At 47.3% G+C, this 12,587-nt stretch carries 10 protein-coding genes; 1 reads left to right on the plus strand and 9 read right to left on the minus strand.

Annotated features, from left to right (window positions below):
- Nucleotides 1–186: 186 nt before the first annotated feature.
- Genes ABD031_RS17485 through ABD031_RS17520 form a run of 8 tightly spaced genes read right to left on the minus strand, consistent with a single transcriptional unit; the run spans nucleotide 187 to nucleotide 9,803 of the window.
- Entirely contained in the window at nucleotides 187–1,107 is a 921-nt protein-coding gene (locus ABD031_RS17485; RefSeq protein ID WP_343853813.1) for a glycosyltransferase family 2 protein, read from the minus strand.
- A 12-nt stretch (nucleotides 1,108–1,119) separates the two neighbouring features.
- Nucleotides 1,120–2,820: a right-handed parallel beta-helix repeat-containing protein gene (locus tag ABD031_RS17490; protein WP_343853815.1), complete on the minus strand. Its 1,701-nt coding sequence runs from the start codon at nucleotides 2,818–2,820 to the stop codon at nucleotides 1,120–1,122.
- A 13-nt stretch (nucleotides 2,821–2,833) separates the two neighbouring features.
- A complete protein-coding gene (locus ABD031_RS17495; protein ID WP_343853817.1) occupies nucleotides 2,834–3,823 on the minus strand; it encodes a glycosyltransferase family 4 protein in 990 nt (329 codons plus the stop codon).
- On the minus strand, nucleotides 3,820–5,031 hold the full coding sequence (locus tag ABD031_RS17500; protein WP_343853819.1) for an O-antigen ligase family protein: 1,212 nt from the start codon (nucleotides 5,029–5,031) through the stop codon (nucleotides 3,820–3,822). The genes ABD031_RS17495 and ABD031_RS17500 overlap by 4 nt, the downstream gene beginning before the upstream one ends.
- 1 nt (nucleotide 5,032) lies before the next feature.
- A complete protein-coding gene (locus tag ABD031_RS17505) occupies nucleotides 5,033–6,235 on the minus strand; it encodes a glycosyltransferase family 4 protein (RefSeq protein WP_343853821.1) in 1,203 nt (400 codons plus the stop codon).
- A 10-nt stretch (nucleotides 6,236–6,245) separates the two neighbouring features.
- A complete protein-coding gene (locus ABD031_RS17510) occupies nucleotides 6,246–7,325 on the minus strand; it encodes a glycosyltransferase (protein WP_343853823.1) in 1,080 nt (359 codons plus the stop codon).
- Nucleotides 7,322–8,251, minus strand: coding sequence for a glycosyltransferase (locus ABD031_RS17515; protein ID WP_343853825.1), 930 nt, complete (start codon nucleotides 8,249–8,251; stop codon nucleotides 7,322–7,324). The genes ABD031_RS17510 and ABD031_RS17515 overlap by 4 nt, the downstream gene beginning before the upstream one ends.
- 7 nt (nucleotides 8,252–8,258) lie before the next feature.
- Nucleotides 8,259–9,803 (minus strand): lipopolysaccharide biosynthesis protein, encoded by a 1,545-nt coding sequence (locus ABD031_RS17520; protein ID WP_343853826.1) that lies wholly within the window; start codon nucleotides 9,801–9,803, stop codon nucleotides 8,259–8,261.
- 205 nt (nucleotides 9,804–10,008) lie between these two features.
- Between ABD031_RS17520 and ABD031_RS17525 the strand changes: the two genes are divergently transcribed.
- Nucleotides 10,009–11,214, plus strand: coding sequence for a polysaccharide pyruvyl transferase family protein (locus ABD031_RS17525; protein ID WP_343853829.1), 1,206 nt, complete (start codon nucleotides 10,009–10,011; stop codon nucleotides 11,212–11,214).
- Between the two features lie 51 nt (nucleotides 11,215–11,265).
- On the opposite strand, the gene ABD031_RS17530 is transcribed toward ABD031_RS17525, so the two are convergent.
- Nucleotides 11,266–12,513: an NAD(P)/FAD-dependent oxidoreductase gene (locus tag ABD031_RS17530; protein ID WP_343853830.1), complete on the minus strand. Its 1,248-nt coding sequence runs from the start codon at nucleotides 12,511–12,513 to the stop codon at nucleotides 11,266–11,268.
- Nucleotides 12,514–12,587 lie beyond the last annotated feature (74 nt).

Genomic DNA, 12,587 nt, shown 5'->3' on the forward strand with positions numbered 1-12,587 from the left:
AGTGCCAAATTTGACTTTCAAAATTTAAAAAAGTGCCTTCTCAGTTAATGAGGGTAGTTTTTCTGAAAAGGTCTAGGTTTTACTTAAGCAGAATTTTTCCGAAAAAAATGTGGAAATCTATTTTTTGAGATACTCCACACATTGTTTACACCTGCTACAAGAAGGCTCGAATATGTGGAAAATGGTTCACTTGTGTTTTCTCCAATGCGTAGAATGCATGGAAAGGGAAGATTTGGCCGAATGGGGCAGGGAAGGGTGCATTAGGCCTAATCGATATCCGATCCACTTTGCCGCTAAAGAAGCTATAGTCTTAGGTAAGAGTAATGGATTGTTTTTCCACACATAGGCTAGCTCAGATCTAAGGTAGTTCATGCCTTCCTTGCCCGCTGTCCCGAATTTTTCGAAAATCCAGGGATTGTCACGATGAAAAACTCCGATATCAAAATACCGTCTGAATTCCTCTGCCACCGAATAATCATGGGAGTGGCGAACCCTTGCTTCTGCTAAATACGCCATCTCCCAGTCCTTCAAGATCATTTGTCCGGCGATCAACACGTCCTCCCCCAGTATATTGTCCGAGGGGAAACCGCCCGCATCGAAATAGGCCTGACTTCTATAGGCAGCAAAGGAATTAGAGCAGGAGATTGTCCGGATGCCCAATCTGTCCCGGTCTTCAATCGTACGGATTTGGGACTTATCAGGATAATTGAAGAGGCGAGAGTGGGACTCCAGCACTTTGGCGTTGCGGTGGGGGAGTTGTTGACCATAGCACATTCCCAGTTTGGGATTGCTTTGGAAGGCCTGAACCATACGTTCGATGGCATCCGGATTTTCCAGGATGGCATCTTGGGTCAAAAAGACGAAAACGTCCGCATCGGGATAGTTGGTCACCGCTAGATGACGCGTCCCGCCATGGTCAAAGTCTTTTTTGTCCAGCGTCATCAGGTCATGGGCCACCCCCTGAAGGTATCCAAGCGTACCATCCGTCGAGCCGGAATCGACGATCACTAGGCGGTGGATCGGAAATGTTTGCTTTTGAATTCCAGCCACCACCTCCTCCATTCTGGAGCCACCATTTAGCGTTGGGATATACAGGTTCACTTTCATGACTTGCTCAGATTAATTTTCAATTACGTTTACCTCCGCAAAGTCCGTCGTCCCGATGATCCGCTTTTCTTGGACTGTCGCAGTTCCTTTGCCGACGAACACCAGGGTTGGTTTTCCATCGGCACCGAGATGCTCATTTCCCTCGAGACGAAGTCGGTCGGGGAAGTTGCTTTTCAGCGTCAGGTTTTCTTCCCCGCCAGGGATCACCTCGATTGTATTGTCTTGAATTAGCAGATTGGGACTGCCTTCGTCAAAGATCACCGGGCCACTTGATCGAATCAGATTTCTGCTCAGACGGACATTCTTTGCAGGTTTTCGAATTGCAACCGCAGTCGTTTTTAGACTTTCGATCCGATTGTCTTCGATCACGGCACTGTCAACATTAGCCAACAACAATACATTGGAATCACTGGTGTTTTTTAAATCGTTGTCCCTCAGGATCAAATTCCCTTTCATATTGATATTAAATCGTGCGTGGGAAAAAGAGCTGGAAAGTACTTCAAACTGCTCTACTTCAATTTGGTTTGGCAAAGAGAGCGAGCCGATTTTACTGTCTCTGACCAGGATGCGCTTGGCTTTGGCGTTTGCCATCAGATTGATACTGCTGTACTGGCTGGATTCGATCCGGAGCTCACCGAGATTCAGGACTATTTCCACCTGATTATCAGCTTGATTTTCTTTGGTCAAAAGCGTGCCGCAGTCCTCGATATACAGTGCCGGGCGGTTGTTGCCGATGGCCTGATTGCGATAGATGACGATATCGGAGACATTGATCAGCGTACCAAATCCAGAACCATCGGGTGTGGATTTTCCATTGACAAAACCATTGTCGCAGCTCAGGTTGTAAGCGATAGTCGTGTTGATCTCTTTGGCGTTTTCGGGAGAGCGGTTGTTGATGTCTATCCCATCAGCGGCGTTTTGATCCAGTATATTGCCGGAGAAATTGTAGTCGTTTTCTTTTCCGCTGTTCCCAAAAGCGACTTGGATAGCAGACATCCCATTGTGGTGGATAGTATTATTCAGGACTTCCGCTTTGCGTGAGCCATGGATGAAAATGCCATTTTCTCCGTTGTGAAAAATCTCAGAATCCCGGATAGAAATTGTGTTGCTGGAGAGAACCCGAATGCCTGTGCCGGGCTGGTAGGAGTGAGTCTCTGTTCTGCCACTGCCAAAGTGGTGAATGCGGGTCGAGCTCACATCAAGCCCGCTGACTTGAAAAGCCAAGATGCCGGGGTAGGCTCTGAACTTGGTGGAGTCACCCTCCAGATCGGAGTTCACGATTCGGATATTTTGGCACTTGGTGAGATGTATGCCTTCATTTTTTGATTTTGCCCGAATCGAAATATAGATGTCGGCCACGCCTTCTCCCTTCAAAAGTGGATTCGGTGAGTTTTGCTTTTCGATCGAATACTCGCCGGATTTTGCATCAGCATGATGGGCTAAAATCCCCCTGGAAATCAAATGAACTCCGGATCTGAGCTGAAGCGTCCGCACCAGAAAATTTCCCTCCGGAATAAATACCGTGTCTCCAGGACTTGCTTTGTCCAACACTTGCTGGATCGGTGCAGTGTTGTCACTTGTACTATCACCGATTGCTCCAAAGTCAGTGACGTTCAGACGGACCCCGCCAGAATAATCCGCCGGCTGCAAATCGCTTTTTGGATTCTGGAAGAGCGTAAGGAGCAAAAGAAAAAAAGAAGGAATGGATTGCATTTCATTGATGGTTTTAAGCCAAGATGGTCTCCCAAGTCTGTGCGGCGGTTTTTTCCCAGGAGAAGTCCTTGGCTCTTTCCAGGCCTCTTTGGACACAGTGGAGATAGGCGCTCTGATCATGGACCAGAAGCTCGATTCCCCGCTGAATCGCCTCGACTTTACCCGGCGCAACGCAAATGGCCGCTCCGCCTGCAATCTCAGGCAGGGAAGACTCTGAGGAGGTGAGCACCGGCGTACCCGAAGCCATCGACTCGATCACTGGAAGACCGAAGCCTTCCATCTTAGAAACAAACAGCGTAGCGTGCGCGCCTTTGTAGACTGCAGGGAGATCTTCTTCTGGAATCATACCCAAAAACCTTACCCTACTTTCGATTCCCAGTGAGCGGATCAAATTTTCAATCTCAGGATCTCGATGTCCTGAAAGGGCAAAAACAAAGTCTTGTGGGATATTGGCTCGAGAGAAAGCCTCCATCATCGCCGGGATATTTTTGTAATTCCGTCGGTTGCCCACGTAGAGAAAATAGGGTCTGTCCATCTCAAATTCCCGTTCGTTTCGCATGAAATTCTCACCCACTCCGTTGTAGATTACCCGGATTAGATCGGCTGGGATTTCAAGATGATCTACCAGGAGGGACTTACTGTACTTGGAAACGGTGATGATTTTCTTAGCTTTTTTGGCCAAGGGACCAATTACCCAACGGTAGTATTCTTTGTGCAGCCGTGAGTAGAAGAACAAATGCATCAGATCGTGTATGGTAAAGACGAAAGGCATGTCCGAAAAGAGTGGAGGGATAAAAGTCGGGCTATAAAATACTTCTGCATCGAACTCCTTGGCTTTTTTTGCCAGGTGATAAGGAGCCAAAAAACCAGCAGGATTCTTTTCTTGCAGGAGTGGGATTGCTTCAACGGAGTCAGGCTTCCTGGCCATGACCTCCCGGTAGAGTCTGCCGATTCCGGTTTCTCCGTCCCAGCTGGAATCGATCAAAACTTTGGTCCGGTTCATATAGCTTTGATTTTGGTTTGTTGAAAATCGATCCTCCTTTGGGTGCCTACCATCCAGATTAAAACAAAATAAACGACGATGTCATTGTCATAGCCTGAATACAGGATCATCATGATCGCGAGGATCGGAAGGAAAAGGACAATCCATAAGCCGACTTGACTCACTTGCTGGAAGCAGGTTTTGAAAAACAGTCCGACAAAAAGGATAAATGCGAGAAATCCGATGATCCCAAACTCGACATAGGTCGTCATCAGCGTGTTGTGGATATGGGGCTCTCCACGGTAGAATTTGGCGTTTTGCTCTAGGAATCTACCTGCCTCGAGAAATCCCCCGCCCCAAATGGAAAGGTCGGAAAAGTGACTGAAGAACGCGCTCCAATAAACAAGCCTGATCCCCATTCCGTCGTTGGACGAGGTGATCGAGTCGATGCGGACCACTTGGGTAAGGAAAAAAGGGAGTGCAATCGCGAGGACGAGTAGCAGAGCGATCCTCCATTTTCTCTCCAAAATCATCCAACTCAACGCGAAAATACCAATCAGAAGCGCCACCATCGGCGTCCTGGATAGACTCAGGAATGCAATCAAAAATATAAACAAGATCCGCAATGCGCTCAGTTTTTGACTTCTAAGTACTGGGATAAAAACAAAGACAGAACCCAGAAGCGCAATTCTGGCCCCAAACATATTTTTGTCTTCCAAACCCCAATAGTAGAGCGCCTTTCGATATAGCCCACTGGCCTGCCCTGAGGTGTCCGATCCTAGAATCAGGCGAAAATCAAATGAGGAATGGTAAACCAAGAGCTGGACGAGCGACAGCAGCAATAAAATTCCCAGCGCCCAGTCAAGAAAATAAGTCAATCTGACATTGTCACGCTTGCGGAGCCAATGGATGGAGCAGGCCAAGAATAGCATATTGACCACGAGTTTGGCTGCGTTGCTGATTTCCAACCCTTGACCTGAATAGGTGAGACCGAAGATCAGTAATCCATAAGCCACATAAACAGTCAGGGCAATGGTCCATTTTTCGAGCTGAACGGGTCTGGATTCCCAGAGGAAGAATAGGGACGAAGCGAGAAAAAAAAACGGGTAGACTTTCCATGGAACAAAAATGCTGATCAGTGACAATAGAAAAAGCACTTCCCCCAAGGTAACTGATCGCCGGTTAAAACCCGATGGCGACACTGAGCCGGTGGCAAGGGAGGGACGCATATCAATCCGTGAATTTTTTAGATTTTGTTTCTTGGATGACTTGGCTGTATTCTGAGATTAGTCGGCTTTTGTCCAGAAAGTGAGAAACAGAAAATGACGCAGCAGCGCTCAGACGATTGTATAGTGAGGGGTAGTCGTATATTCTGACGATTGCTTCGCCCAAGGAATTTGGCTGTTCGGGAGAGCAGATTAACCCGTTTTTTTCATGTTTGACACTTTCGCTCAGCCCACCTTTTCCTGAAGTGATTACAGGAATGCCATTGGCCAATGCCTCTATGGCCACCATTCCGAGCGGCTCTTCCCAAAGGCTCGGCACCACGAGGATATCGATCGTTTTTAGAAATTCGTTGGGTTTAACGTAGCCAACAAATTCAACCGGAGAAATTTTAGCCAAAGCCCGAAACTCTTCCAAAGTAGCATCATCACCTTTTCCGGCTATTTTCAGCGTTCGGGGGATACTCAGTTTTTGAAATTGATCGATCAGCCACGCTACTCCTTTCACCTTTGAGACTGTGCCCAGATAGCCTAAGATTAGTTTTTCTCTTGGTTTCCGTACTCTCGGAGGTTGGGGTTCGGGGGCTGTTCGGACATTATAGATGACCTGCTTGGAGGCCTGGGAAAAATAGCCCGCGGAAGTGAACCGATTTAAGATACTTTGACTGATCCCCACTACAGCACTTACTTTGGAAGAGTTCTTTGCATGACTGTATCGCAGGAGTTGGCAACTCATGCACTGATCCTCGCAGGGAATCCCAGCTTTGTTCATATTACTGTTGGGGCACAGCAGGTAGAAATCGTGAAGCACCTGGATGATGGGGACACCGAGCGCATAGATTTCATCCCAAACGGCGATAGACCAGCCGGCCAAATTATGACAGGAAACCACACTAGGCTGTTCGTCTTTAAGGATTTGTCGAATTTTCTTGCCCATGGTAAGGTTTTTTCGATCCCGGGCATGCCACGCCATCTTAGCAAGTGTTGACGGTTGGGTATCCAAATAAGGCCAGTATGCGTTTTCCAACGGAACACGATAGACTTTTACTCCATTCAGCTCGTCCACCTTGGGTGCAGGTTCGGGGTGCAGGCTGGCGACCACCACCTCATGACCCAAGCTTTTCATGCCCTCCACGATCAGTTGGAGTGACAGCTCGGCTCCGCCCTTGATCAGAGGACTGTATAGGGAATTGATGTAGAGTATTTTCATCGTTTGAAAATTAAGATAAAAGGTCCCGATACAAACTGGAGAGCCCATTTATTGCGATCAACGGATCATTCTCTTTTCGAATCAAATCCTGCATTTTTTTGCCCATTTGCAAAAGGCTGAGCCTGTTTTCTTGCTTGATTTCCAATGCTTTTTGGAGGGCATTGCGGAGTTTCGATTCATGTTCCGACTCCGATACATAGGAATAAGCAAAGACATCTGATTGCCCGGCAGCAAGTTCATCAATGGTGCCAATTCTCGGACAGATCACGGTGCGGGCATAGGAAAAAGCCAGGATTACCGTCCCTGAATTGAGACTGCTCCTCAGATCATAAGGCAAAATCAATAGGTCAGAATCTCCAATCAACTCCGGGATTTGATGGTCGTCGACAAAACCCAATTTGAGCTGGACCTGTTCTGCATTTGTCGCCAAACTTTGAAGCTCATGGGCATAAGCTTCCGTGGCGGGCTTTCCCGCTATCGTCAACTGCACACCTTCAAATTGCCGACACACCCGGATCAATAGCTCCAGATTTTTATAGGGCTTCACAGCTCCCATAAAGAGGAGCTTTAGTGTACTTTGCTGTTTTTCGGAAGGACTGGCAATTGGACCATAGGTACCGATAAAGTTAGGGTGCGGGATTAGGACGACTTTTGTCCGAAACCTGGGATAAATTTCTCTCAATACACTGGCAGTTTCGGCACAATGGATCACGACTGCGTCGACGCTTTTGAGTAGTAGCTTTACGAGAACTCTGCTGAGGTTCCCAGACCCTTTTTCATGGGAAAGGCGGTTGTGCATTGTCCAGACGAGCTTTTTCCCGCTTGCTTTAATAGCCAAGAGCGCAACGGTTTTTCGGAAAAAACTCTTCCACATCGCTGACTTGGAGCTCTCATCCAGATTTTCAAACCAATTTAAATGCACCAGTTGGATCGATTTGAAGTGAGTTGGGCTTTTGAAGAAATCATCTAAACCATTCACCAAAAACCCATTTGCTTCGATTCCTTTCACCAGAATACCGACGTATTGATTTTCCGAGTTTTCCGGAGGGTTGAAAATTATCGGAATCGGAGCATTCTCTGAATTCATCATTGTTGAAAACTCTTTAAAAAAGTAACTGCAATATCACGGCTAGACAAGCCGAACTTCTGTCGGTTATTCCACCAATTCCTGGCTTTTGCTATTCGATTGCTTTTCATCGATATCAGTATCGTATAGGAGCGACGCTTTTGCATCAGCCTATCGAAATGAGTCAGCAGGTAGTCTTTCGCAATCTGATCGATCTCATCTGCGGGTTTATTTTTCAAAAAATCCCGGAGCCAATCCGCATAGCCCAGATTCGCCTCCATCTTGGTCAGGTCACTTCCGGTGGAGGTGATGGATTGCGTATTACTCCGATACTCAAAAACGGGTCGGTTGGTATGGGCGATCCCATGCTCCCGCGATGCAACGAACGCTGTGATGTCATCAGAGCCCCAAGCCAAGGGAAGGTGGAAGAATCCGCCCTGCGCCCGAAGAGCAGCGGTACGATAGACATAATCCGAGATGTAGTTGGAGCGCAGCTGCTCCAGGCGCTGCCAGATGGAATCAAAGACGTGTTCAAAGGCTGGCAATGCTGGCGTAAGGCGCACAGTATCCCCATCGTCGTTGATGATTTTGCTTCGGCAGTGGTAGACGTTTAAGTCAGGAAATTTTTCTATCAACGCCGCGAACTCGCTGAGGTAGTCAGGATGAAGGCGGTCGTCGTCCCCCATAATGAGTAAAAATTCCCCAACTGCGATAGAAAGACATTTATTCCAGTTGTCGACGAGGTGATAGGCTCCCACATTTTTTTCATTGGCAAAATACCGGATTCTTGGATCAACAAACTTCTTCACCACCTCTTCCACGGGCTGGGGAGAGCAGTCGTTGAGGATGAGCAATTCAAAGTCGTCGTTAGTCTGTGTCAGAATACTCTCAATACATTCCTGCAAAAAGCTGCTCTTGAATGCGGGGATACAGATAGAAAATTTGACCATCGTTGACTTATTTGACTCTTTTGGTAATCCGTTGAACAAGGGCACTGAGGAATTGTTTTTCTTCGGATCTAATCAGAAACGCGCCGACCATTCCCAAAAATATCAGTAAAAACACACCTGAATTTACGATCATTTTTAGCCACTCAGAATCTCCCAATGCTAGCCACTTTTGCAATCCGTAGGCTCCGCCAAAGGACAAAAGCCCTGCCGCCAAGGCTGGGATGAAGGAAGTGGTTAAGATCTTTCGACTGCTCAAGTGAAGGATCTTTGGGATATAGTACACATAAAAAAAGCCAATTTGTATAGACATGTACACCAGATAGCCCAATACCGCTGCGCCCACGTTCATCGTCGGAGCGAGAATCACGGTGATCGGGAGGGACACAATACACGAGATGGCAGATGAGTAGATCAGTGCCTTTGTTTTGCCGGAGGAAAGTACCAGACTTGCCACCGGTGTATTGTGCATGTTGAGCAGGACGGTGAGCAGCCAGAGGTTCAGCCAGGGAGAAAGGTAGAGGTAGTCGGGCCCCATGTACACGCCTAGTAGATCGCGGGAATTGAGGATAAGAATGAACACGACAAAGCACAGAAAGATCGAGATGTAGCGCGTAGCCTCTAGGACCATCCGCTCCATCTTGGCCGGATTTCCTTCCGCATAGACCTTGGAGGCAGACGGCAGTAACACTTGGAGAAAGATACTTCCAAACGAGATGACCAACATCGCAATCGTCTGAATCACACGGTAATCGGTCAGCACGTCAATACTGGAAGCATATCTCGCCAAGAGGATCGGCCGGAGCTCATTAGCAGTCAACTGGAAAATTCCCATCAGAAAAATCGCAGCGCTGTATCCGATGATTTCTTTGAATATCGGCAGATCCCATTTGGGAAGCAGGAGTTGGGAAAGCCGGAGCGGAAAGACCTTTAGCCTGACGATGTTCATGGGAATGGGCAGCAGCGTAGCCAAGGTGTACCCCAAGAAGTAAGCAGGAAGAGACCATTTGAAATGGATTGCTGTCAAGGCTACGCCAAAATTAGCTAGGCTGCTGATCAAAAATGCACGATTGACGTAGCCTAATTCGTCTTTTGCGCTCAGCAACTGCACCACAACATTGGAGAGCCAGTTTGGGATAGTACTGGCCGAAAGGATAAACATCATCGTCTGATAGACGGGAATTTGATCGGGGGAAAGCTTAAAGAAAAATTCCCCATTAAACGCCATAAACAGGAAGACCAGCGCATTGAATAACCCGATGATGCCGTAAAAGATGACGCCGGACTTTGACGCTCTGCTGATCGAATTCCAATCGCCTTTTGCTTCCCATTGCGAAAGGAACCGCACCGAACCAACGTTCATGCCTAGGTCCATCAGACGGAGGTAGGCATTGAGCGAAAATGCCAAAGCAATAAGGCCATAGTCGCCTTTGCCGTAATAACCTACCAATAGAGGAATCGTGATGAATTTTGCACCCGCATCCAGAATTTTGGAAAGGATGCCCCATACCGATCCGGAAAAAATGCGCTTTGCTGCGGGCGATGGGCTTTTCAAGTCAGAGATGTTTGATAAAATTTGTACTCGCCACCTTTCCAAAAGTAGGCCAAAACTTAGGACGCTTTTGGATTACCTTAGCGTAGCGAAATTAATATGCTGAAAAACAAGGTCGAGTTTCGGGCTTGGCAAGGAATTTAGTCATCTTTTCCCAATCAACATTGCAGACAGGATAAGAGCCTGCATTTTAAAACTGGAAAATTCAATGCGAGACATACTTATTATCGGCGCCTTTGATCGATACAATTACGGGGATCTCCTTTTTCCCATCATCTTGGAAAAACAGCTTCAATCCTATGGGCTGGATTTTCGGTTTCAATTTTTTGGTTTGGTCAGAAGTGATCTAAGGCCTCAAGGTGGTATCCCTACGCAGGGACTTCGGGAGTTTTATCGCCAATGCTCCGACGTCAATCACCCCGTTCACGTAATCATCGCGGGGGGTGAAGCCTTGGGAGTAACCTGGAACTCACTCTATGCGGCTCTGAATCCACTTTTTCAGAAGATCAACTACCGCCATAAAAAGATAAACAAGATTCTCGATCTCAATGCGCTCACGAAAGCGTTTCTCAAGGGGAAGACGCCACTTCCCTTTCTATTGGACAAAAGAGATTTCCCAGGAATAAAATCGGTACTGCTCAATTCTTTGGGTGGATCGGGACTCAGTGCAGCGACTTTTGCGAAGTTTCCCGAGCTGAAACCCAATCTTCAACAAGCCGATTATTTCGCAGTTAGAGATGAGGTGACGCTTCAAAATGTACTAAAAGCAGGATTGAAAGCCGATCTGTTTCCTGACTCGGCGATTTTGATGTCGGAGTTTTTTCCCGTGGAAACTCTTGAAGCTAACGTGAGTCCTGAAGTAAAATCCTATGTGGAAAAAAATAAGGGGAAGTTTGCTTTTGTACAGATCAATAAGAAAACCACTAGAGGGCATGAAACGACCATTGCTGCGGAACTGGATCTGGTGTATGGGGAGGGAGATACCAAATTGTGTTTTTGCCCCATCGGGAAGGCACTGGATCACGACGATCACGAGGCTCTGCAAAATCTAGGTAAGCTGGTAAAATCGCCGTTTACCTACTTCGATGCCGACACGATCTGGGATATCATGTATCTGATCGCCAACTCAAAATGCTACATCGGGACGAGTCTTCATGGAGCGATTACCGCGATGAGCTATGCAGTGCCGCATGTCGGATTGAAAGTGGAAAAGCTCAGTGCTTATCTAGGTACTTGGGGTATCGAAAGCAACAAGGATGCGGTCGAGTTTTCCGGTTTGTTTGAGCGGTTTGTGACCGCTACTTCAGTTTCAAATGACCTACTCGAAGAATCTAGAGATCGGCAGTTTGCAGAAATTCGAAAGGCTTTTGACATGATGGTGGAGGCGATGACTTCGAAAAAGGATATGGACTAGGTCCTGCTATTGGATGGAAAAGCAGGGCAGAAGGGCCTTTGCACAAAAATTTTAAGCATATCTCCCCACCTCAAATCCCTGGATTTCCATAGAAGGGTCTTTTTGCTGATGAAGTTCGGCGACGATTTTTCCAGAGGCAGGCGCCAAAGAAACCCCCATCATTGAATGGCCGCTGTTCACCAGCACGTTGCTATAGTTTGGTGCGAAACCGAGGTATGGCAAACCGTCGGGAGAACAGGGACGGAGCCCTTTCCAGATCTTGCCCTCTTCAGGAAACTTGGCTTGAAAGTCCGGATAGTACCTGTTGATGGCTTCATAGATTCCCTTCACCCGGTTTTTGTTGATCGACTGATTCGTTCCTGCGATTTCCATTGTCCCTCCAAATCGGACGGTTTTTCCGTACGGGCTGACGGCGACTTTTTGCTCGGTCAGGATCGCGGCCAGCTTGATTTCCGGTTTGTTTTCCTGAAGGAAAGAGTAGCCCTTTCCACCCATCATCGGAAGGGGAAATCCAAGCATGTTAGCCAGTTCTTCTGACCAAGATCCGCCGCAAAGGATCACTTTTTCTAAGTCGAACTTTCCTTGATCCGTAATGACGGCAGTGACTTTTGAAGCGGTTTTTTCGAAGCCTGTCACTTGCGTGTTCGTTAGGAATTTTACTTCTTTTTCAGCCAGGTATTTTTTCAAAAAACCATACAAAGCTCCCGGATCCAGATGTGCGTCGCCTGTGAAATGCACCGCACCACGTGCTTTGAGCTCAAGGTTGGGTTCTGCTTTTCGGATGTCTTCCGGAGTCAGAATATCGACGTCGAGTCCGTGTTTTCTGGCCAAATGAGCAAATTCGGTTTCTTCCCTTTCCATCGCCTCGGATTGGTAGGCCATCAGCAGGCCTTTTTCCTGAAGTGCCAAAGCAGCATCGGGATGTTCTTCTTTGAAGTCCAGATAGAGCGCTTTGCTGAGCAAACTGAGGTTTTTGAGAAAAGGAATGGCCTTCTTCACTTGACTTTCATTGGCCGCTTTGAAGAAAAGCATGCACCACTTAGCCAGTTTCATATCCAAACGGGGATGGATGTAAAAGGGACTTTTGGAGGAAAACATCCAAGAAATCCCCTTGCTGATCATCCCCGGAGCCGCCAATGGGATAATATGACTCGGCACGATCATACCGGCATTGCCCGTCGAGCAATTTTCAGACAGGTCTGTCCGATCGATCACCGTGACTTCGACACCTTCTTTTTGAAGAAAATAAGCAGAAAATAAACCGACGATGCCGCCGCCGATGATGAGGGTTGGTTTCATGAATAAGTATCAAGTAGCTAGTAGCAAGACGCCAGACAATGAAAGTTGGAAGTCTTGATACTTGTGTCTAATAT

The organism is Algoriphagus jejuensis, assembly GCF_039523455.1.
GTDB lineage: Bacteria > Bacteroidota > Bacteroidia > Cytophagales > Cyclobacteriaceae > Algoriphagus > Algoriphagus jejuensis.

What these genes read in the sequence shown, in the direction of transcription:
- ABD031_RS17485 (WP_343853813.1), bottom strand. Translation starts at nt 1,107, where the DNA reads ATGAAAGTGAACCTGTATATCCCAACGCTAAATGGTGGCTCCAGAATG.
- ABD031_RS17490 (WP_343853815.1), bottom strand. Translation starts at nt 2,820, where the DNA reads ATGCAATCCATTCCTTCTTTTTTTCTTTTGCTCCTTACGCTCTTCCAG.
- ABD031_RS17495 (WP_343853817.1), bottom strand. Translation starts at nt 3,823, where the DNA reads ATGAACCGGACCAAAGTTTTGATCGATTCCAGCTGGGACGGAGAAACC.
- ABD031_RS17500 (WP_343853819.1), bottom strand. Translation starts at nt 5,031, where the DNA reads ATGCGTCCCTCCCTTGCCACCGGCTCAGTGTCGCCATCGGGTTTTAAC.
- ABD031_RS17505 (WP_343853821.1), bottom strand. Translation starts at nt 6,235, where the DNA reads ATGAAAATACTCTACATCAATTCCCTATACAGTCCTCTGATCAAGGGC.
- ABD031_RS17510 (WP_343853823.1), bottom strand. Translation starts at nt 7,325, where the DNA reads ATGATGAATTCAGAGAATGCTCCGATTCCGATAATTTTCAACCCTCCG.
- ABD031_RS17515 (WP_343853825.1), bottom strand. Translation starts at nt 8,251, where the DNA reads ATGGTCAAATTTTCTATCTGTATCCCCGCATTCAAGAGCAGCTTTTTG.
- ABD031_RS17525 (WP_343853829.1), top strand. Translation starts at nt 10,009, where the DNA reads ATGCGAGACATACTTATTATCGGCGCCTTTGATCGATACAATTACGGG.
- ABD031_RS17530 (WP_343853830.1), bottom strand. Translation starts at nt 12,513, where the DNA reads ATGAAACCAACCCTCATCATCGGCGGCGGCATCGTCGGTTTATTTTCT.